Origin of the sequence: Patulibacter sp. SYSU D01012 (assembly GCF_017916475.1) — a bacterium.
Taxonomy (GTDB): Bacteria; Actinomycetota; Thermoleophilia; order Solirubrobacterales; family Solirubrobacteraceae; genus Patulibacter.
In genome coordinates, this window is sequence record NZ_JAFMTB010000002.1 from 199,552 (window position 1) to 218,094 (window position 18,543).

The following is an 18,543-nucleotide window of genomic DNA, read 5'->3' on the forward strand; positions in this document are numbered from 1 at the left end:
CGCCCCGGACGGTCCGACGCTCGGCCGGTCCGGCCCCGCCGGCCCGCTACCGTGGCCCCATGGCCCGCCCCCGCTGCTACGTCGCGAGCCCCGCCGGGTTCTCCGAGACGACCCGGGGGTGGTACGCCGACGTGTTCCTGCCCGCGCTGGCCGGCGTGGTCGACCCGGTGGACCCGTGGGCGCTGACGAGCGCGGAGGAGATCGCGGCGGCCGCCGCGGCGGGGCGCCAGCGCGCGATGGCGCTCGAGATCGGCCGGCGCAACGCGGAGGCGATCCGCGGCTGCCGCCTGCTCGTGGCGCACCTGGACGGGCAGGAGGCAGACAGCGGCACCGTCGCCGAGCTGGGCTTCGCGGCCGGCCTGGGGCTGCGGTGCTACGGCGTTCGCAGCGACCTGCGGCAGGCCGGCGAGGACGGCGTCGCGCTCAACCTGCAGGTCGAGGCGTTCGTGGCGCTGTCCGGCGGGGCGATCCTGCCCTCGACGCCGGACCTCGTCGCGCGGTTGCGGGCCGACGCGGTCGCCTGACCGCGCCGGGCGGGCTCAGACGGCGCCGGCCGCGAGGTTGATGCCGTAGGCCAGCACCAGCGCGCCGAGGATGAAGGAGATGAAGAGCGACCAGTCGTCCATTGCGCGGGCAATCCTAGCCCGCCGGGACGACGCTCGTCCGCCGGGGGCCGGCGCGCGGCCACGCGCGCGCAGGCGACGTGGCGCCGACGGCCGCACCGGGCGCTTCGGCGACCGCTCTCAGCGCCCGGCGCCGATGCGGCGGGCGACCGCGGCGGCCGTCGGCAGCGGCAGCTCGCCGAAGGTCGTCCGGCGGCCCCGGCGGTCGGTCACGACGACCTGCGCCCGGCGGCGCCACGGCCGCGGCGGCCGCACGCGCACGTCCGTCACGTCGCCGAGCGCGAGCGTGCGGACCCGGTGGACCGGCGCGTCGTCCAGCAGCCACAGCAGCCGGCGCCCCGTCACGGCCAGCGTCGTCTGCGGGCTGGCCCACGTCGACGCCGGCACCACCAGCCCGACGTCCTCGCCGGGCTCGATGGCGCGGCGCAGCTCGGCGCCGAGCGCGCGACGGACGGCGGGCGCCAGGTCGGCGCGGCGCACGGCGGCCGCGGGCGCGGCGGCCGGGTCGGGGCGCGGCGGCGGCTCGGGGGCCGGCGCGGGCGCCCGCAGCGCCGCGTAGGCCGCGTTCAGCAGCGCCATCCGGTCGTTCGTCGCGGCGTCGGCGGCGTGGTCGGGGTGCCAGCGCTTGGCCAGGCGGCGGAACGCGGCGGTGATCTCGGCGGCCTCGGCGTCCGGGCCGACGCCGAGCACCTCGCGCGGATCGACTCCGGAGGACACGGCCACGCCCTCATCGTGGCACGCACCGGGCAGGACCGGGGCGCAGCGCGCCGAACGCCCGGCGCAGGCCCGGCCGCCCGGCCGGTCCGCACCGTCCGAGACCGGAGACCCTCGTGCTGCAGGACCTCAGGAAGTTCCTCTTCAAGGAGAGCCTCGTCGACGTCGCCGTGGCGTTCATCCTCGCCACGGCGTTCGCCGCCGTCGTCAAGTCGCTCGTGAACGACGTGATGATGCCGCTCATCGCGGCGATCGTCGGCAAGCCGAGCTTCGACGAGATCGTCGTGATGCTCGGCGACACGCCGATCAAGGTCGGCACGTTCCTGACCGCCCTCGTCAACTTCCTGCTCATCGGCACCGTCCTCTTCTTCGTCGTGCGCACGATCGTGCGGGTGACGCAGCTGCGCGGCGGCGCGAAGGTCGACGACGAGAAGGTCGTGGCGGACGAGGTCGTGATCCTGCGGCAGATCCGCGACGCGCTGATGGCGCGGCCCGGATCCTGAGCCCCGGCGGCAGGCCCGGCCGGCGCCGCGCGCGGGGTCGGGCTCAGGTCCGGTCGGACGGCTCCGGCGCGGGCAGCGGCGGGCGCAGGTCGTCGAGCGCGACGTCGTCCAGGAGCCGCTGCACCTGCGGCGTGCGGTCGTCGACGAGCAGCAGCGCGCCACCCGGCCAGTACGGGCTCATCGTCTCGCCCGGCCGGACGAGGAGCGGCTCGTAGACCCACGACCCCGAGTTCCACAGCCAGGGGCCGTCCGGATCGGGGCGCCAGGCGCCGAGCGCCTCGTCGGCGGTCAGCGGCCCCAGCCGGTGCACGTGGCCGAAGAGCACGTGCCGCGCGCGCGGCAGCACGCCCAGGTCGTCGGCGACCCGGCGCAGGCTGGAGAGGCCGGCGCGCTCGAGCCGCCGGTCGAGCCACACCGAGCTCACCGCCGCGATCCGCTCGTTGCGCGCCTGGGCCCCCGCCGTCTGCGCGCCGTCCCGGCCCAGCACGGCCTTGCCGATGGACCGGGCGATGCCGCTCAGACGCTCCACGCCCTCCTCGAAGCCGTCCGGCAGGTCGCGCACCACGAGCGACGCGGCGGCCACGGACGGCGCCCGTCCCACCTCGTAGACGTCGGCGGGGCCCAGGCCGGCCTCCTCGGCGGTGCGGGCCAGGCGCGCGAGCGGCCCGCCCGCCAGCCGCTGGTCCAGGTAGTGGCCGTGGTGGGCGTACACGTGCTCGCCCAGCCACGCGCCCGGGTAGTGCACCCGCACCCGCGCGCCCGGGTCGTGCAGCGCGGCGGTGACCTCCTCGAGCGGCTCCGTGGCGTCGCGCGGCACCCGCGTCGACGCGCCCAGGTGCTGGTCGGCGGCGCGCCGTCGGCGCAGCCACGCACGCACGAGCAGGTGGTCGTGGTTGCCCGGCACGACGACGACCTCGCCGCCGGCCATCGCGCCGCCGATCGCCCGCAGGACGGGGCGCGCGTCGGCGAGCGCGCCGGCCACCCGGCCCTCCAGCAGCTCGACGACGTCGCCCAGCAGCACCAGGCGGTCGATCCCGTCGAGGGCCTCGAGCAGCGCCCGGAGCGCCACCGGCCGCCGCAGCACGTCCCGTCCGCCCCGTCCTCCGAGGTGCAGGTCCGAGATGACGAGGGTGCGCATCCACCCCAGAGCATGCCGGACGGCCACCGCGCGCGGCTAGTACCATCGCCCGCGGATGGCGAAGCAGCAGCAGCGGCAGATGCGGATCGAGCAGCGGGGCGGCATGGCCGCCATGCAGGCGCTCGAGCAGCGCTCGGACGAGGACCTGCTGCGCGAGACGCGCAACCGGTCCGCCGCCCGCGCGATCCTCGGCAGCCGCGCGGCGGAGCGCTACGACGGCGCCGCCGCCCGCAAGTACTTCCAGGAGGCGATCGCGGCGGCTCGTCCGCAGGAGCGCCCCCAGATCCGCCGGATGGCCGAGGCCGCGCTCGCGCTCGCCGACCGCCGCTCGGGCGACCTGCGCGCCGCCGCCCAGCGCCTGGGCCAGGAGGCGCCGTCGGGCCGCCAGCTGTTCCTGCTGCGCCTGTCCGGGCTGCTCGTCCCGCCCCCCGGCGCCGGCGGGCTCGCCCGCGCCCGCGGCGTGCTGCTCATCCTCCTGATCATCGTCCTGCTCGTCGCCGTCGGCACGGGCATCGTCGCGCTGATCTCGCTGCCCTTCGGCGGCCTGGCGCTCGACGCGTCGATCCTGCTCGGCCTGCTCCTGGCGGTCGGCGCGATCGTGGCGCTCGTGCTCTTCGGGCGCCGCCGCCAGGCGCGCGCGGCCGCGTCGCGGCAGGAGCAGGCCGCGGCGCAGCGGCAGCCGACGAATCGCGCCGCCCGCCGCCGCGGCTGAGCGGCGCGGCGGCGGTCCGGCCGGCAAGAAACCCCCTGGGCGTCCCCGGGGGCCGCTAGCCTCGGGGCGTGACGGACGCCGACGGCAGCCTGCGCACCGACCGCCTGCGGGTGCGTCCGATGGCGGACGGCGACTTCGACGCCCTCCTCCAGGGCCTCCAGGATCCGGACCGCCCGTGGGCGGACGGGTACCCGCTCGACGAGAGCCTCGTCTCCGCCGCGATGGTGCAGGCGCGGCGGGCCGACGCCGGCGGCTGCGACGTGGCCCCCTGGACGCAGTACCAGGTGATCCTCGAGGGCGAGGACGTCGTCGTGGGCGACCTGACGTTCCTGGAGCCGCCCGACGACGACCGCGTCGCGCTCGTCACGTTCGGCATCGCGCCGAGCCGCCGCCGCCAGGGCTTCGCGACGGAGATGCTCGACGCGCTCGTGCGCTGGGCGCGCGAGCGGCCGGACATCCGCGGCCTGCGCGCCGACACGGACCTGGTCAACCCCGCCAGCCACGGGGTGCTGCGCGCCGCGGGCCTGCGCGTCGTGCAGGACGACGGCGACCGGCAGCTGTACGAGCTGCGCTGGGAGCGGCCGGAGCGCGTGCCCCGGGCCGCGGTCGGCGGCGCCTGAGCGCCGCCGGGCTCAGCCCGCGGACGCGATGGCCTTCTGGATGACGATCGGCGTCGCCGGCGGCCCGTCGGCCCCGGTGCCCTGCTCGGCGATCCGGTCGACCGCGTCCATCCCGCGGGTCACCTTGCCGACGATCGCGTAGTCGGGCGGCAGGCCCGCGTCCTCGCCGGTGACGACGAAGAACTGGCTGCCGGACGTGCCGGCCTTCTCCGCGCCCGTCTTCGCCATCGCGACGACCCCGCGCGTGTAGGCGGCGTCCTTCGGCGGGGTCTCGCGCACGGAGTACCCCGGACCGCCGGTGCCGTCGCCGGCCGGGTCGCCGCCCTGGATGACGAACCCGGGCGAGATCCGGTGGAAGGTCAGGCCGTCGAAGAAGCCGGCCTTCGTCAGCGAGACGAACGACGCGCTCGTCCGCGGCTGGCGCTTCGTGTCCAGCCGGATGGTGAACGACCCGCAGTTCGTCGCCATCCGCACCGTCCACCGGCCGGACAGGCGCGCGGGCTTCGGCCGTGGGGCGTCGGGCTCGCCCGACCGGGGCTCGGGCGCCGCGACCTCGCGGCAGCCGGCGTCCGTCGCGTCGGTGGTCGTCGTGGCGGTGGACGCCGTGGTGGCGGTCGTCGTCGCGGTGGTCTTCCCCGCGTCGGACGAGGCGTCGTCGTCGCCCCCGCAGGCGGCCAGGCCGGTCGCCAGGGCGGCGGCGGTGAGCAGGACGGGAAGGCGGCGGGCCGCACGGGACGAGAGGGGCACGCGCGCAGGATAGTCGGCCCGCCGCGACCGGGGGCACGGCGTCCGCGCCCGACGCGACGGCGCGGGCGACGGATGCGGGATGATCCGCGGCGTGCGCGGCCGCTCCTCCGACGCGCGTCCCGTCGTGGACGCGCCCGTCACCCCCGCCCCCGTCCGGAGCTTCGTCCTCCTCGTCAACCCGACCGCCGGCGGCGGGCGCGGCCGGCACGCCGGCGACGCCGCGGCCGCCCGCCTGCGCGCCCGCGGCGCCCGGTTCCGCACGATCGTCGCCGCCAGCGCCGAGGCCGCGACCGCCGCGGCGATCGCGGCGATCGACGCCGGCGACGTGCCGGTGGCCGTCGGGGGCGACGGCACCCTGCGGCTGGTCGCGGACGCGGCGCTCGGGCGCCCGGGCGCGGTCGTCGGCCTGGTGCCCGGCGGACGCGGCAACGACGTGGCCCGCCACCTGGGCCTGCCCGCCGACCCCGCCGCGGCCGCCGACGCGCTGGTCGACGGCGACGCCGTGCCCGTCGACGCCGGCGTCGCGGTCGCCGGCGACGGCACCCGCCGCAGCTTCCTCTCCGTCGCGTGCGTCGGCTTCGACGCCGAGGCCAACCGCATAGCCGACGCCGCGCCGGCACGGCTGGGGCGCTTCGCGTACGTGTGGGGTGCCCTCGGCGCCCTCGCCGGCCTGCGCCCGACGGACTTCGCGATCGAGGTCGACGGCACGCCCGTGGCCCAGCGCGCGCTGCTCGTCGCGGTCGGGAACGCCGGCTCGTACGGTGGAGGGATGCGCATCGCGCCCCACTCGTCCGTCGCGGACGGCGTCTTCGACGTCGTGGCCGTGGGCCACACGGGCCGTCGCCCCGACGCCTGCGGCTGGCGCGACCGCCTGCGCATCGTCCACCTGCTGCCGGCGGTGTTCCGCGGCAGCCACGTCCGCATGCCGTCCGTCAGCGTCCGCCGTGCGGCCCAGGTCCGCATCGCGGCGGACGCGCCGCTGCTCGCCTACGCCGACGGCGACCCGATCGGCCCCCTCCCCATGACCCTCTCCACCGTCCCCGCCGCGCTGTCGCTCCTCGTCCCGCCCGGACACCGCGCCCCGGCGCTGGAGGTCGGCCGATGAGCGCGCCCGCGCGCACCCGCGGAGTGCCGCTGCCCGCCGCGCTCGCCGCGGCCCGCGCCGCCGGCCGGGTCGCCCGCGCCGCCGGCAAGGGCGGCACGAGCCTGCCGGGCAAGGTGCTGACCACGCTGCGCCCGGACGCGATCGGTCGGATGGCGGACCGCCTCGACGAGGGCTGCGTCGTCCTGTCCGCGACGAACGGCAAGACGACGACCGCCGCCCTGGTGGCGTCGATCCTCGAGCACCACGGCACGACCCTCGTCCACAACCGCCAGGGCGCCAACATGGCCGGCGGGATCGCCGCCACGCTCATGGGCTCCTGGCGCCGCGGGCGGCCGGACGGGCGGCTGGGCCTGTTCGAGGTCGACGAGTTCTGGCTCGGCGGGCTCGTGCGGCAGCTGCGCCCGCGCGTCGTCCTGCTCGCCAACCTCTTCCGCGACCAGCTCGACCGCTACGGCGAGCTCGAGGCGATCGCGGACCGCTGGCACGACATGGTCGCCGCCGACGGCGCGGACGGGTTCCGCCTGGTGCTCGGCGCCGACGACCCGGCCGTGGCGGACCTGGGCCTGGAGCGCGACGACGTCCTGTACTTCGGCGTCCAGGACGTCTCCGTCGCGCTCGCCACCGTCGACCACGCGGCCGACGCCACGACCTGCCGGGTGTGCGGGACCGCCTACGACTACACCGCGTCCTTCGTCGGGCATCTCGGCCACTACGCGTGCCCGCAGTGCGGACACCGCCGGCCCGACCCGCAGGTCACGGCCGAGCAAGTCGCGCTCGACGGCACCCGCGGATCGCGGATCGCGCTCCGGCTGCCCGACGCGCTGGTGCACGTCCACCTGCGCCTGCCCGGGCTCTACAACGTCTACAACGCCCTGGCCGCCGCGGCGCTCGCCCACGCCCTCGGCGTGCCGACCGCCGCGATCGCCGCGGGCCTCGAGGCGACGGCCGCCGCGTTCGGCCGCGCCGAGACGGTGCGCGTCGACGGGCGCGAGCTGCAGCTGCTGCTCGTGAAGAACCCGGCCGGCGCGAACGAGGTGGCGCGCACCCTGACGCTCGCGGACGGCGAGCTGGACCTGCTGGCGATCCTCAACGACCGCATCGCCGACGGCCGCGACGTCTCGTGGATCTGGGACGCCGACCTGGAGCAGCTCGCGCCGCGCGTCCGGCGCGTGACGTGCGGCGGGACCCGGGCGGGCGAGATGGCCGTCCGCTGGAAGTACGCGGGCGTGCCGCCCGAGCGGATCGTCGTCGCCGAGGGCGTCGGACCCGCGCTCGACGCCGCCCTCGCGGGCGCCCCGGACGACCTCGCCGTCCCGCTCCACGCCATCCCGACCTACACCGCGATGCTCGAGCTGCGCGAGGAGCTCGTCCGTCGCGGCGCCGCCAAGGGGTCCTTCGCATGAGCACCGCCACGCGTCCGCGCGACCCCGATCTGGACCACGTCCGCTGGCACGACCTGGAGTGCGGCGGCTACGACGCCGACCTGCCGCTGTGGCGCGAGCTCGCCGCCGCCGCGCCGGGCGTCGCGGCCGGCGACGCGCGCGTCCTCGACCTGGGGGCCGGGACGGGTCGCGTCGCCCTGTGGCTCGCCGCCGCCGGCCACCCCGTCCTGGGCGCCGACGTCGACCCCGTGTTCTGCGCCGAGCTGCGCCGGCGGGCGGGCGTGCGCGACGTCCCGGCCTCGGCCGTCGTCAGCGACGCGCGCGAGCTGCGCCTGGCGGAGCGGTTCCCGCTCGTCCTGGCGCCGATGCAGACGGTGCAGCTGCTCGGCGGGGCGGCGGCCCGCGAGGCGATGCTCGTCGGGATCCGGGAGCACCTGACCCCCGGCGGCGTGGCGGCGATCGCGATCGTCGAGGACGTCGAGCCGTTCGACGTCGCCGACGCCGAGGCCGTGGCGCCCGACATGCGCGACCACGACGGGACCGTCTACGCCAGCCGCCCGGTCGGGGTGACGGTGGCGGACGGGCAGATCGTCCTGGACCGCATCCGCGAGATCGTCGAGCCGTCCGGCGAGCGGCACGTCTCCTCGGACCGGACGGTCCTCGACGTGCTGGACGCGGACACGCTCGAGGACGAGGCGCGCCACGCCGGCCTCCGCGTCCTGCCCCGTCGCGCGATCGGCGCGACGGACGATCACGTCGGCAGCCAGGTGGTGATGCTCGGTGCCTGAGCGCACGCTGCGCGTCGGGGCGCTCTACCCCGACCTCCTGAACATCTACGCGGACCGCGGCAACCTGCTCATGCTCGAGCGGCGCTGCGCGTGGCGGGGGATCGGCTTCGAGCTCGTCCGCTCGTCCCTGGGCGACGAGCTCGATCCCGACGCCCACGACCTGCTGTACCTGGGCGGCGGACAGGACCGGGACCAGAAGCTCTGCGCGCTGGACCTGTCCACGGTGAAGCGCGACGCGGTGCACGCCCACGCGGCGCGCGGCGGCGCGGTGCTGGCCGTCTGCGGCGGCTACCAGCTGCTCGGCCACGAGTACGCGCTGCAGCCCGGCGAGCACCTGCCCGGCGTCGGGTTGCTCGACCTGCGCACGGAGCGCGGCGACGGACGCCTGATCGGCAACGTGGCCATCGAGGTCGACGGACGCACCCTCGCGGGCTTCGAGAACCACGGCGGACGGACGATCCTCGCGGAGGGCCAGGAGCCGCTCGGTCGCGTGCTCGCCGGCCACGGCAACACCGGGACGTCGGGCTACGAGGGCGCGCGGCGCGGCAACGTCGTCGGCACGTACCTGCACGGGCCGCTCCTGCCGAAGAACGCGTGGTTCGCCGACTGGCTCATCGCGGCCGCCCTCGGACTGGACGCCGCGGAGCTGGCGCCGCTCGACGACCGCTTCGAGGACGCCGCGCACGGCGAGGCGCGTCGCGCGGCCGGCGTCTGAGCGGGCTCCGGGGCGCCCGTGGCGGGGTGAGGCGACGCACCGGCGCAAGATCGCCGGATGCGCGTGGCGCGCCCTGGGTACCCGCTTCCGCGGGGCCCATGCGCGCTCCGTGAACCTGGTTTCCCGATCGGGTTTTCTGAATTTACTCGAGGGTCGGCCCGGAGTCGCTGTTAGCATCCGCTCGCGGCGGGGCCAGGCCGGTCCCGATCCGCGAGGAGCCCCATGGACGCCAGCCCCCAGCCCCCGACGACGACCCCGCCGGCGGGCCTGCGCTTCGAGGACGTGACGAAGCGCTACCCCGGCGCGGACGCCCCCACGATCGACGGGCTGACGCTCGAGGTCCCCGCGGGCGAGATCTGCGTGCTCGTCGGGCCGTCCGGCTGCGGGAAGACCACCGCGATGCGGATGGTCAACCGGATGATCGAGCCGACCTCCGGCCGGATCCTCATCGGGGGGCGGCCGAACACCGACCGTCCCGCTGCCGACGTGCGCCGCGAGATCGGGTACGTCATCCAGCAGACCGGGCTCTTCCCGCACCGCACCGTCGCGGACAACGTCGCCACGGTGCCGCGTCTGCTCGACTGGCCGAAGGACCGCATCGCCGCCCGCACCGCCGAGCTGCTCGAGCTCGTCGGCCTCGACCCCGCCCTCGGCGGTCGGTACCCGGCCCAGCTCTCCGGCGGCCAGCGCCAGCGCGTCGGCGTCGCCCGCGCGCTCGCGGTCGACCCGCCGGTGATGCTCATGGACGAGCCCTTCGGGGCGATCGACCCGATCACGCGCGAGCGGCTGCAGAACGAGTTCCTGCGGCTGCAGGCGCGCCACGGGCGCACCGTCGTCTTCGTCACCCACGACATCGACGAGGCGATCAAGATGGGCGACCGCATCGCCGTGATGCGGCCCGGCGGCCACCTGGCGCAGTACGCCACGCCCGCCGAGCTGCTGCTCGAGCCCGCCGACGACTTCGTCGAGCAGTTCGTCGGCGCCGACCGGGCGCTGAAGCGCCTGGCGCTCGGCCGCGTGCGCGACCTGCGGCTGGAGCCCGTGGTGCTCGTGCGGCGCGACGACCCCGTCGCCGGCATCCGCGACCGGCTCGCCGGCGCGGCCGTCCCCTACCCCCTCGTGATCGACGCCGACGGCCGGCCGCTCGCGTGGCTCGACGACGACGACCTGCGCGGCGAGCGCCTGGCCGACGGCGCGGGCTCCGAGGTGGCGGTCGTCGAGCGGGACGACGTCCTGCGCGACGCCTTCTCCGACCTGCTCCAGCACCGGGTGCAGTTCGCCGCGGTCGTCGACGAGCGCGGGGCGGTCGTCGGCGTGCTCAGCGCGGACGCCGTGGCGCGCGAGCTGGCCCCCGGTCCCGCGCCCCGCGAGCCGGCGGAGGCCGCGGGATGAGCGCCGGCCTGCTCCCCGCCGTCCTGGCGCAGGGCTTCGTCACCGACCGCTCGTCGGACGCCTCCGGCCAGGCCGGGTGCGTCGCGCGCAACGGCGTCTGCCCGAGCTGGATCGCCGAGAACCTGGACCGCTACGTCGATCCGCTCGTCCGCCACGTCCTGCTTACGGTCGTCGCGCTCGCGGTCGGCTTCGCGATCTCGTTCGCGCTCGCCCTGCTCGCGCACCGCCGCCGCTGGCTCGTCGCGCCGATCACGCAGGTCACCGGCATCCTCTACACGATCCCCAGCCTGGCGCTGTTCTTCCTGCTGCTGCCCATCACCGGCCGCGGGTTCCTGACCGCGGAGATCGCGCTCGTCTCGTACACGCTGCTGATCATCTTCCGCAACGTCGTGGCCGGCTTGGACAACGTCCCGGACGACGTGATCGACGCCGCGCGCGGGATGGGCCTGACCGAGCGGCAGGTCCTCTGGACCGTCGAGCTGCCGCTCGCGCTGCCCGAGATCACCGCCGGCCTGCGGATCGCCGCGACCACGACGGTCGGCCTGGCCACCCTGGCGTTCTTCGCCGGCGCCGGTGGCCTGGGCGACCCGATATACGCCGACCTGACGTTCAAGAGCAACGTCCTCGTGGCCGGCGGCCTGTGCGTGCTGCTGGCGGTCGTCCTGGACCTGCTCGTGCTGCTCGCGCAGCGGCTGCTGACCCCGTGGACGCGGGCGGTGCCGGCATGAGCGTCCTCGCCGCGCTCGGCCTGTTCGGCGACGCGATCGACTTCCTCCTGCACGCCCAGGAGTCCCGCACCGGCGGCGAGCAGGTGGGCGGGCTCGCCGACTTCGGGCAGCTCACGCTCGAGCACCTCGCCGTCGTCGGGGCGTCCGTCGCGCTCGCCGCGCTGATCGCCCTGCCCCTCGGGCTGACCCTCGGGCACCTGCGGCGCGGCGGCTTCCTCGCCGTGACCGTCGCCAACGTCGGCCGCGCGGTGCCCAGCCTGGCGCTCATCGCCGTCTTCGTCGCTTTCCTCGGCGTCGGCTTCGGCAACGTCACGCTCGCGCTGACCCTCCTGGCGATCCCGCCGATCCTGACGAACGCGTACGTCGGCGTGACGCAGGTCGACCGCGAGGTCGTCGACGCCGCCGTGGGCCAGGGCATGACCGGGGCGCAGGTGCTGCGCGAGATCGAGCTGCCCCTCGCCCTGCCGCTGATCTTCGGCGGCCTGCGCACGTCGGTCGTCAACGTCATCGCGACGGCGACGATCGCGCCGCTCGCCGGCGTCGTGACGCTCGGCGACCCCATCATCTCGACGAGCGTCTACGGCGACGCCGGCAAGCTCGCGGCCGCGATCGTCGTGGCGCTGCTCGCGGTCGTCGCCGAGGTCGGCCTGGCCGCCGCCCAGCGCGCCGTCACCCCCCGTCCCCTCCGCGGCACGCCCGCCCTCGCGGCGCGCGGCCGGTTCCTCCCTCGACGCCGAAAGGGCGCGATCACATGAGCCTGACCCTCCCACGGACCCTGCGGTCCCCGCTGCTGCTCGCCCTGCTGGCGTGCCTGGCCCTCGTGCTCGCCGCGTGCGGCGGCGACGACGGCGACGACGCCACGACGTCGACCGCCGGCGGCGGCGCGTCCTCGACCGCCGCCGAGGCCCCGCAGGGTCAGGCGATCCAGCGCAACGCCGACAACGCCAAGGTGACGCTGACGATCGGCTCGAAGAACTTCACGGAGCAGAAGGTGCTCGGTGAGGTCTACGCCCAGGCGCTGCAGGCCGCCGGCTACACGGTGAAGAAGCAGCTCAACCTCGGCGACGAGCAGACGGCGCTGAAGGCGGTCAAGGGCGGCCAGGTCGACGCGTACCCCGAGTACACCGGCACGGCCCTGCTGTCGTTCTTCGGCGTGAAGACGAAGGACCTGCCGACCGACCCGGGCAAGGCGTTCGAGGAGACGAAGGCCGGCTTCGCGAAGGAGGGCCTCGTCGCCCTGCCGCCGACGCCGTTCACGAGCTCGAACGAGGTCGCCGTGACGCAGGAGACCGCGAAGAAGTACGGCCTGCAGAAGATCTCCGACCTGTCGAAGGTCGCGGGCCAGCTGACGCTCTACGGCTCGCCCGAGTGCCGGCAGCGCCTCGACTGCCTGCTCGGCCTGGAGCAGACGTACGGCCTGAAGTTCAAGAAGTTCACGCCCGTCGACGTCAGCCAGCGCTCCTCCGTGCTGACGGGCGGCCAGGCCGACGTGTCGATCGTCTTCACGACCGACCCGCAGAACGCCCGCGACAAGTTCGTCCTGCTCAAGGACGACAAGGGCATCTTCCCGCCGTACAACTCGACGCTCGTGGTGCGCAAGGCCGTCGCCGAGAAGGCCGGTCCCGACCTGGAGAAGACGATCGAGGCCGTCAACGCGCAGCTGACGAACCAGAACGTCCAGGAGCTCAACGCCCGCGTCGACCTGGACAAGAAGACGCCGGAGGAGGCCGCCGCGGCCTACCTGCAGAGCTTCGGGTTCGTCCCGAAGAGCTGACGCGCGGGGCGGGGCGCCGCGCGCGCCCCGCCCCGCCCCGCCCCGGCCGGCGAGGCCTCGTCGGCCGGGGCCGCCGGCCGATCAGCGGCCGGTCGGTCAGCGGCCGGTCGAGCCGAACCCGCCGACCCCGCGCGCCGTCGCATCCAGGTCGTCCGTCTCGACGACCGCCGGCAGCGCCACGGGGACGACGAGCAGCTGGGCGATCCGCTCGCCGGCGGCCGCGCGGAACGTCTCCGTGCGATCCGTGTTCAGCAGCAGGACGCGCAGCTCGCCGCGGTAACCCGCGTCGATCACGCCCGGCGCGTTGACGAGCGCGACGCCGTGCCGGGCCGCCAGCCCCGAGCGGGGCGTCACGAGGCCCGCGTGCCCGGCCGGCAGCGCGACCGCCAGCCCGGTCGGGACCGAGGCCCGCTCCCCCGGCGCCAGCTCGACGGGCTCGACGGCGTGCAGGTCCAGCCCGGCGTCGTCGGCGTGCTGGCGCAGCGGCAGGACGGCATCGGGGCGCAGCCGGCGGACGGCGAGGGCGGGCGCGGCGGGCTCGGGCGGCACGCCGCGGAGCATGCCACGCCCGGCCCGGGCGCCGGGGTCTACGCCTCCGCGACGCCGCGGCCGGCCGGCTGGACGCGGAAGCGGTCGTAGCGGCCGGCGAGCGACCGCGGCACGCGGGCGTGCACGAGGACGCCGTCGGCGCGGTGCTCCTGCTCCAGGTCGCCGGCCAGCCGGTGCAGCTCGTCGAGCGTCTTGCCGTCGGCGTAGGGCAGCAGCAGCTCGACGGGCTGGAGCGTCGCCTCGAACTCCTCCTCGATCCGCGCCGCCAGGCCGTCGAGCCCGACGCCGGCGCCCGCCGCGACCTGCACGGCGTCGGGGAAGCGCACGCGCAGGTCCTCGCGCCGGGCCTCGTCGACCAGGTCGATCTTGTTCAGGACGAGGACGTGGACGTTCTCCGTCGCGCCGATGTCCTTCAGGACGTCGTCGACGGCGCCCATGACCTCGGCGAGCGCCTCGTCGGTCTGGCTGGCGTCGACGACGTGCAGCAGCAGGTCGGCGAGCACCGTCTCCTCGAGCGTGGCACCGAACGCCTCGACCAGGTCGTGCGGCAGCTTGCGGATGAACCCGACGGTGTCGGTGAGCAGGTACGTGCGGCCGTTGTGGCGCAGCTCGCGCGTCGTCGGGTCGAGCGTGTGGAACAGGCGGTCCTGGACCCCGACCTCGGCGCCGGTGAGCGCGTTCAGCAGGGTCGACTTGCCGGCGTTCGTGTAGCCCGCGAGCGCGACGTTGGGGATGTGCGAGGAGCGCTCGCGCTCCTGCCGCATGACGGCGCGGGTGCCCTTGACCTCGTTGAGCCGGCGGCGGAGCTTCGAGATGCGGTCGCGCGCCAGGCGGCGGTCCGTCTCGATCTGCGTCTCGCCGGGACCGCGGGTGCCGACGCCGCCGACGCCGAGACGGTCGAGGTGGGTCCACAGGCCCCGCATGCGGGCGAGGTTGTACTGGAGCTGCGCCAGCTCGACCTGCAGCTTGCCCTCGGACGAGTTGGCGTGCACGGCGAAGATGTCGAGGATCAGCGCGGTGCGGTCGAGGACCGGCAGCCCCAGCGCGGACTCGAGGTTGCGCTCCTGGCGGGGCGAGAGCTCGTCGTCGGTCACCACCATCGTGGCGCCGAGCTCGTGGCAGCGGGCCTTCAGCTCCTGGAGCTTGCCCTCGCCGACGTAGGTGTTGGGGTGCGGCTCGTCGCGGTGCTGCACCATCTGGTCGAGCACCTCGACCTCGGCGGTGCGCAGCAGCTCGCGGAGCTCGGTCAGGTCCTCGCCCTCGGGCAGGACGCCGACGATGACCGCGCGCTGGTCGCGGGCGGCGCGCTGCTGCTCGAGGTCCTGGGCGTGGGTCGTCTCGAACTGGCGTGCGGTGTACGGGTGCTGGTTCTCTCGGCGTTCGGGCACTGTCTTCGATTCTACGCCCCCGGTCGAGGGCCCCGGCGGCGCTACGGTTGCGCCGTGACCTCTCCCCTGCCCGCCCGCCTGGCCGCGCGAACCCTCGAGCTCGTCGACTGCCCCTCGGAGTCGCGCGACGAGGGAGCCGCCGTCGCGCTGGCGGCGCGCCGGCTGGAAGAGGCCGGCGTGCCCGTCCGCGACGCCGGCGACACCTGCCTGCTCGCGGGCACGACCGAGCGCGGCGAGCGACCCCTCGTGCTGCTCGCCGGGCACCTGGACACCGTCCCCGTGCAGGGCAACCGGCCGGGATGGCTCGACGGCGGCGTGGTCCACGGCCTGGGCGCCTGCGACATGAAGGGCGCGTGCGCCGTGATGATCGAGCTGCTGCGCGACGGCCTGCACGCGCAGGACGGCCGGGCGTGCGACGTCGGCGTCGTGCTCTTCGGCCGCGAGGAGCTGCCGTTCCGCGACAGCGCGCTGACGCCCCTGCTGGAGCGCGAGGAGGGGCTGCGCACCGCCGACCTGGCCGTCGTGATGGAGCCGACCGCCGGCGGGGTGCAGGGCGGGTGCCTGGGCAACATCAACGCGACGTGGACCTTCCGCGGCACCGCGGCCCACTCCGCGCGGCCGTGGCTGGGCGAGAACGCGATCCACCGCGCCGCGGACGGCATCCGGCGCCTGGCGCACGTGCCGGTGTCCCGCCACGAGTTCGACGGGCTCGAGTACGCCGAGTGCGTGTCGGTGACGAAAGTCGCCGGCGGCGTCGCGGACAACGTCGTGCCCGACCACGCCGCCGCGCACGTGAACTACCGCTACCCGCCGGGGATGGCGCCCGCGGACGCCGAGGCGCAGCTGCGCGCGTGGTGCGACGTCGAGCACGCCGAGCTGGAGATCGTCGGCCACGCGCCGTCGGGCGCCGTGGCGATCGACGGCCCGCTCGCCCAGGCGCTCGTCGCCCGCACGGGCCGTCCGGTGACGCCGAAGCAGGCGTGGACCCCGGTGGCGGAGCTCGGGCTGGCCGGCGTGCCGGCCGTCAACTACGGCCCCGGCGATCCGGTCTACGCGCACAAGCGCGACGAGCAGGTCGCCGTCCCCGCGCTCGTCGAGGCGTACGAGACGCTCGCGGCGCTCGTGCGCACCGGCGCCTGAGGGCGGCGGTCGCGTAGCGTCCCCCGGCGAGATGCCGCCCGCCTTCGCCCGCAACCCGGTCCTCGCGCGCACGGGGAGCTACCCGTTCCAGCGGTTGAGCGACGCGCGGACCGTCGTGGCGGCGCGTCCGGACGCCCCGCGGCTGCTCGACTTCGGCACCGGCGAGCCGCGCGAGCCGACGCCCGCGTTCATCCGCGAGGCGCTCGTCGCCGCCGTGCAGGAGGAGACCGTCTCCGCGTACCCCCTCGCCGCGGGCCTGCCCGAGCTGCGCCGCGCGGTGGCGGACTGGATCGCGCGGCGGTTCGGCGTGGCGGTCCACGCCGACCGGCACGTGCTGCCGACGCTCGGTTCGAAGGAGCTCGTCTTCTCGCTCCCCCAGGTGCTCGTCGACCGCGAGGGCGGCCGCGACCTGGTGGGCGTCCCGCAGCCGGCGTATCCGGTGTACGAGCGCGGCGCGCGGTACGCCGGCGCCGACGTGCTCGACCTGCCGCTCGTCGAGGAGCGCGGCTTCCTGCCCGACCTGGACGCGATCCCCGCCGAGGCGTGGGCGCGGCTGGCCCTGCTCTGGACGAACTACCCGAACAACCCGACGGCGGCCGTCGCCGACCGCGGCTGGTACCGCGAGGCCGCCGCGGCGTGCCGCGAGCACGGGGTCGTGCTGGCGAGCGACGAGGCCTACAGCGAGCTGTGGTTCCGCGGCGAGGCACCCGACTCCGCGCTGCAGATCGGCGAGAGCGGCGACGAGCTGACCGGCGTCCTGGTCGTCAACACGCTGTCGAAGCGCTCCTCCATGCCGGGGTACCGCTCGGGCTTCGTCGCCGGCGACGCCGACCTGATCGCCGCGCTCCGGCGCTTCCGCCCCAGCGTCGGCGTGGCACCCCAGCGGTTCGTGCAGCACGCCGCGGTGGCCGCGTGGGGCGACGAGGACCACGTCGCCGCCGTCCGCGAGGTCTACCGCGAGAAGCTCCGCGTCCTGCAGCCCGGCCTCGACGCCCTCGGCCTGCAGACCGCCGGCGGCGACGCGTCCTTCTTCCGCTGGCTGCGCCTGCCGGCGGACTGGGCGGCGGCGCGCTGGGCGGCGGCGGCGCTGGACGACGCCGGCACGGCCCAGCTCGTCGCGCTGCTGACGGACGGCGACGCCGCCGACCGCGGGAGCGCGGCGTTCGCGGCCTGCCTGCTGCACGCGGGCGTCGTCGCGGCGCCGGGCGCCTTCTTCGGGCCCGCCGGCGAAGGCTACGTCCGGATGGCCCTGGTGCCGACGCTCGAGGACTGCCGGGCCGCGGCGGAGCGGCTGGCGGCGCTCGCCGCGGCGTGAACGCGACGCACGAGACGCGGGCCGGCCTGGCCGGCGGCCGGGCGACCGTGCGCGTCGACGGCCCGCGCCGACCCGGGTTCGCGCGTCGCCGCGCCGACGCGTCGTGGGACACGGCGTGACCGGGCGGCCGTCCGCGCCCATCTCGTACGCTGGCGGGCGATGAGCGATCAGCAGCAGGGAGCCTGGGGCCTCGGCCTCGCCACGATCTCCGAGGCCGACGGGCGCACGCTCGACGTCTTCTTCCCCGCGCCCGCGCTCGGCGTCGACGCGGCCGCCGTGCAGGCCGCGGGGCACGCCGGCGGGGCCGGGACGAGCGAGGTGCCGTTCGCGAAGGCCACCGTCGTCGGCGGCGGGGCGCTCGCCGCGTCGATCGGCCGCGACGACGCGCGTGGCGTGCGGACCGTCGCCGTCGTGACGGTGATCGAGGACCTGGCCGCCGCGCCGGTCGACGCCGCGGACGCGTACCTGCGGCTGCACCTGCTCTCGCACCGGCTCGTCCGTCCCCACGGCGTCTCGCTCGACGGCGTCTTCGGGCTGCTCGCCAACGTCGTCTGGACCACGCAGGGCCCGTGCGCCGTCGAGGGCTTCGAGCAGGTGCGCCTGCGCCTGCACGCGGCGGGCCGCCCCGTCGCCGTCACGTCGGTCGACAAGTTCCCGCGGATGACCGACTACGTCGTGCCGTCCGGCGTCCGCATCGGCGACGCCGACCGCGTGCGCCTGGGCGCGCACCTCGCCGAGGGCACGACGGTCATGCACGAGGGCTTCGTCAACTTCAACGCCGGCACGCTCGGCGCGTCGATGGTCGAGGGGCGGATCTCGGCGGGCGTCGTCGTCGGCGACGGCACCGACATCGGCGGCGGAGCGTCGATCATGGGCACGCTGTCGGGCGGCGGCACCGAGGTCATCGCGCTCGGCGAGGGCTGCCTGCTCGGCGCGAACGCCGGGGTCGGGATCTCGCTCGGCGACGGCTGCGTCGTCGAGGCCGGCCTGTACGTCACGGGCGGCACCGTCGTCGCGCTGCCCGACGGCACGACGGTCAAGGCGCGCGAGCTGTCCGGCAAGAGCGGCCTGCTCTTCCGCCGCGACAGCCAGAGCGGCGCCGTCGTGGCGCTGGAGCGCCAGGGCTCCTGGGGCAGCCTCAACGCCCAGCTGCACGCGAACGACTGAGGCCCGTCCGCTCCGGGGCGCGGGCGGACGACGGTCCCGTCCG

20 protein-coding genes are annotated in these 18,543 nt (G+C 76.2%); 15 read left to right on the forward strand and 5 right to left on the reverse strand.

All coding sequences use genetic code 11. The features are described 5' to 3' along the window. The first annotated feature begins 59 nt into the window (after positions 1–59). On the forward strand, positions 60–524 hold the full coding sequence (locus J3P29_RS10375) for a nucleoside 2-deoxyribosyltransferase (RefSeq protein WP_210493276.1): 465 nt from the start codon (positions 60–62) through the stop codon (positions 522–524). Positions 525–743: 219 nt separating this feature from the next. Here J3P29_RS10375 and J3P29_RS10380 read toward each other — a convergent pair whose 3' ends face one another. Further along, the gene (locus tag J3P29_RS10380; protein ID WP_210493278.1) at positions 744–1,340 is read right to left on the reverse strand and encodes a J domain-containing protein; all 597 of its coding nucleotides are present in this window, start codon (positions 1,338–1,340) and stop codon (positions 744–746) included. A 113-nt stretch (positions 1,341–1,453) separates the two neighbouring features. Between J3P29_RS10380 and mscL the strand changes: the two genes are divergently transcribed. Beyond that, complete coding sequence (gene mscL / locus J3P29_RS10385) at positions 1,454–1,840, forward strand: large conductance mechanosensitive channel protein MscL (RefSeq protein ID WP_210493279.1); 387 nt, start codon at positions 1,454–1,456, stop codon at positions 1,838–1,840. Positions 1,841–1,883: 43 nt separating this feature from the next. Here the strand turns inward: mscL and J3P29_RS10390 are convergent, their stop codons facing one another. Next, positions 1,884–2,978, reverse strand: coding sequence for a metallophosphoesterase (locus J3P29_RS10390; RefSeq protein WP_210493280.1), 1,095 nt, complete (start codon positions 2,976–2,978; stop codon positions 1,884–1,886). A 55-nt stretch (positions 2,979–3,033) separates the two neighbouring features. Here J3P29_RS10390 and J3P29_RS10395 point away from each other — a divergent pair, with 55 nt between their 5' ends. Continuing rightward, complete coding sequence (locus J3P29_RS10395; RefSeq protein WP_210493281.1) at positions 3,034–3,690, forward strand: hypothetical protein; 657 nt, start codon at positions 3,034–3,036, stop codon at positions 3,688–3,690. A 68-nt stretch (positions 3,691–3,758) separates the two neighbouring features. Further along, a complete protein-coding gene (locus tag J3P29_RS10400) occupies positions 3,759–4,310 on the forward strand; it encodes a GNAT family N-acetyltransferase (protein ID WP_210493283.1) in 552 nt (183 codons plus the stop codon). A 12-nt stretch (positions 4,311–4,322) separates the two neighbouring features. Here J3P29_RS10400 and J3P29_RS20735 read toward each other — a convergent pair whose 3' ends face one another. Beyond that, positions 4,323–5,057, reverse strand: a complete 735-nt coding sequence (locus J3P29_RS20735) for a peptidylprolyl isomerase (RefSeq protein WP_210493284.1) — start codon at positions 5,055–5,057, stop codon at positions 4,323–4,325. Positions 5,058–5,148: 91 nt separating this feature from the next. On the opposite strand from J3P29_RS20735, the gene J3P29_RS10410 reads away from it, so the two are divergent. The 8 genes from J3P29_RS10410 to J3P29_RS10445 all read left to right on the forward strand — a co-directional run bounded on the left by J3P29_RS10410 (position 5,149) and on the right by J3P29_RS10445 (position 12,941). Next, positions 5,149–6,162, forward strand: a complete 1,014-nt coding sequence (locus J3P29_RS10410; RefSeq protein ID WP_210493286.1) for a YegS/Rv2252/BmrU family lipid kinase — start codon at positions 5,149–5,151, stop codon at positions 6,160–6,162. Further along, positions 6,159–7,565: a Mur ligase family protein gene (locus J3P29_RS10415; protein ID WP_210493287.1), complete on the forward strand. Its 1,407-nt coding sequence runs from the start codon at positions 6,159–6,161 to the stop codon at positions 7,563–7,565. Before J3P29_RS10410 ends, J3P29_RS10415 begins: the two co-directional genes overlap by 4 nt. After that, positions 7,562–8,332: a class I SAM-dependent methyltransferase gene (locus tag J3P29_RS10420; RefSeq protein ID WP_210493288.1), complete on the forward strand. Its 771-nt coding sequence runs from the start codon at positions 7,562–7,564 to the stop codon at positions 8,330–8,332. Before J3P29_RS10415 ends, J3P29_RS10420 begins: the two co-directional genes overlap by 4 nt. After that, entirely contained in the window at positions 8,325–9,047 is a 723-nt protein-coding gene (locus J3P29_RS10425) for a glutamine amidotransferase (protein ID WP_210493290.1), read from the forward strand. The genes J3P29_RS10420 and J3P29_RS10425 overlap by 8 nt, the downstream gene beginning before the upstream one ends. A gap of 222 nt (positions 9,048–9,269) precedes the next feature. Further along, positions 9,270–10,439 carry an ABC transporter ATP-binding protein gene (locus J3P29_RS10430; protein WP_210493291.1) on the forward strand — a complete coding sequence of 390 codons (1,170 nt, stop codon included), beginning with the start codon at positions 9,270–9,272 and terminating at the stop codon, positions 10,437–10,439. Continuing rightward, positions 10,436–11,167 (forward strand): ABC transporter permease, encoded by a 732-nt coding sequence (locus J3P29_RS10435; protein ID WP_210493293.1) that lies wholly within the window; start codon positions 10,436–10,438, stop codon positions 11,165–11,167. The genes J3P29_RS10430 and J3P29_RS10435 overlap by 4 nt, the downstream gene beginning before the upstream one ends. Further along, positions 11,164–11,922, forward strand: a complete 759-nt coding sequence (locus J3P29_RS10440; RefSeq protein ID WP_210493294.1) for an ABC transporter permease — start codon at positions 11,164–11,166, stop codon at positions 11,920–11,922. The genes J3P29_RS10435 and J3P29_RS10440 overlap by 4 nt, the downstream gene beginning before the upstream one ends. Next, entirely contained in the window at positions 11,919–12,941 is a 1,023-nt protein-coding gene (locus J3P29_RS10445; RefSeq protein ID WP_210493295.1) for a glycine betaine ABC transporter substrate-binding protein, read from the forward strand. The genes J3P29_RS10440 and J3P29_RS10445 overlap by 4 nt, the downstream gene beginning before the upstream one ends. Positions 12,942–13,037: 96 nt before the next feature. Here J3P29_RS10445 and dut read toward each other — a convergent pair whose 3' ends face one another. Continuing rightward, on the reverse strand, positions 13,038–13,490 hold the full coding sequence (gene dut / locus J3P29_RS10450) for a dUTP diphosphatase (RefSeq protein ID WP_349239817.1): 453 nt from the start codon (positions 13,488–13,490) through the stop codon (positions 13,038–13,040). A gap of 38 nt (positions 13,491–13,528) precedes the next feature. Further along, positions 13,529–14,878, reverse strand: coding sequence for a GTPase HflX (hflX, locus tag J3P29_RS10455; protein WP_210493298.1), 1,350 nt, complete (start codon positions 14,876–14,878; stop codon positions 13,529–13,531). Between the two features lie 54 nt (positions 14,879–14,932). On the opposite strand from hflX, the gene dapE reads away from it, so the two are divergent. From dapE to dapD, 3 genes are all read left to right on the forward strand, one after another. Then, complete coding sequence (gene dapE / locus J3P29_RS10460; RefSeq protein WP_210493299.1) at positions 14,933–16,018, forward strand: succinyl-diaminopimelate desuccinylase; 1,086 nt, start codon at positions 14,933–14,935, stop codon at positions 16,016–16,018. A gap of 31 nt (positions 16,019–16,049) precedes the next feature. Further along, entirely contained in the window at positions 16,050–17,333 is a 1,284-nt protein-coding gene (locus J3P29_RS10465; protein WP_210493300.1) for an aminotransferase class I/II-fold pyridoxal phosphate-dependent enzyme, read from the forward strand. A 159-nt stretch (positions 17,334–17,492) separates the two neighbouring features. Continuing rightward, positions 17,493–18,500 (forward strand): 2,3,4,5-tetrahydropyridine-2,6-dicarboxylate N-succinyltransferase, encoded by a 1,008-nt coding sequence (gene dapD / locus J3P29_RS10470; RefSeq protein WP_210493301.1) that lies wholly within the window; start codon positions 17,493–17,495, stop codon positions 18,498–18,500. Positions 18,501–18,543 lie beyond the last annotated feature (43 nt).

What these genes read in the sequence shown, in the direction of transcription:
- J3P29_RS10375 (WP_210493276.1), top strand. Translation starts at nt 60, where the DNA reads ATGGCCCGCCCCCGCTGCTACGTCGCGAGCCCCGCCGGGTTCTCCGAG.
- J3P29_RS10390 (WP_210493280.1), bottom strand. Translation starts at nt 2,978, where the DNA reads ATGCGCACCCTCGTCATCTCGGACCTGCACCTCGGAGGACGGGGCGGA.
- J3P29_RS10395 (WP_210493281.1), top strand. Translation starts at nt 3,034, where the DNA reads ATGGCGAAGCAGCAGCAGCGGCAGATGCGGATCGAGCAGCGGGGCGGC.
- J3P29_RS10415 (WP_210493287.1), top strand. Translation starts at nt 6,159, where the DNA reads ATGAGCGCGCCCGCGCGCACCCGCGGAGTGCCGCTGCCCGCCGCGCTC.
- J3P29_RS10420 (WP_210493288.1), top strand. Translation starts at nt 7,562, where the DNA reads ATGAGCACCGCCACGCGTCCGCGCGACCCCGATCTGGACCACGTCCGC.
- J3P29_RS10430 (WP_210493291.1), top strand. Translation starts at nt 9,270, where the DNA reads ATGGACGCCAGCCCCCAGCCCCCGACGACGACCCCGCCGGCGGGCCTG.
- J3P29_RS10435 (WP_210493293.1), top strand. Translation starts at nt 10,436, where the DNA reads ATGAGCGCCGGCCTGCTCCCCGCCGTCCTGGCGCAGGGCTTCGTCACC.
- J3P29_RS10440 (WP_210493294.1), top strand. Translation starts at nt 11,164, where the DNA reads ATGAGCGTCCTCGCCGCGCTCGGCCTGTTCGGCGACGCGATCGACTTC.
- J3P29_RS10445 (WP_210493295.1), top strand. Translation starts at nt 11,919, where the DNA reads ATGAGCCTGACCCTCCCACGGACCCTGCGGTCCCCGCTGCTGCTCGCC.
- J3P29_RS10465 (WP_210493300.1), top strand. Translation starts at nt 16,050, where the DNA reads ATGCCGCCCGCCTTCGCCCGCAACCCGGTCCTCGCGCGCACGGGGAGC.
- dapD (WP_210493301.1), top strand. Translation starts at nt 17,493, where the DNA reads ATGAGCGATCAGCAGCAGGGAGCCTGGGGCCTCGGCCTCGCCACGATC.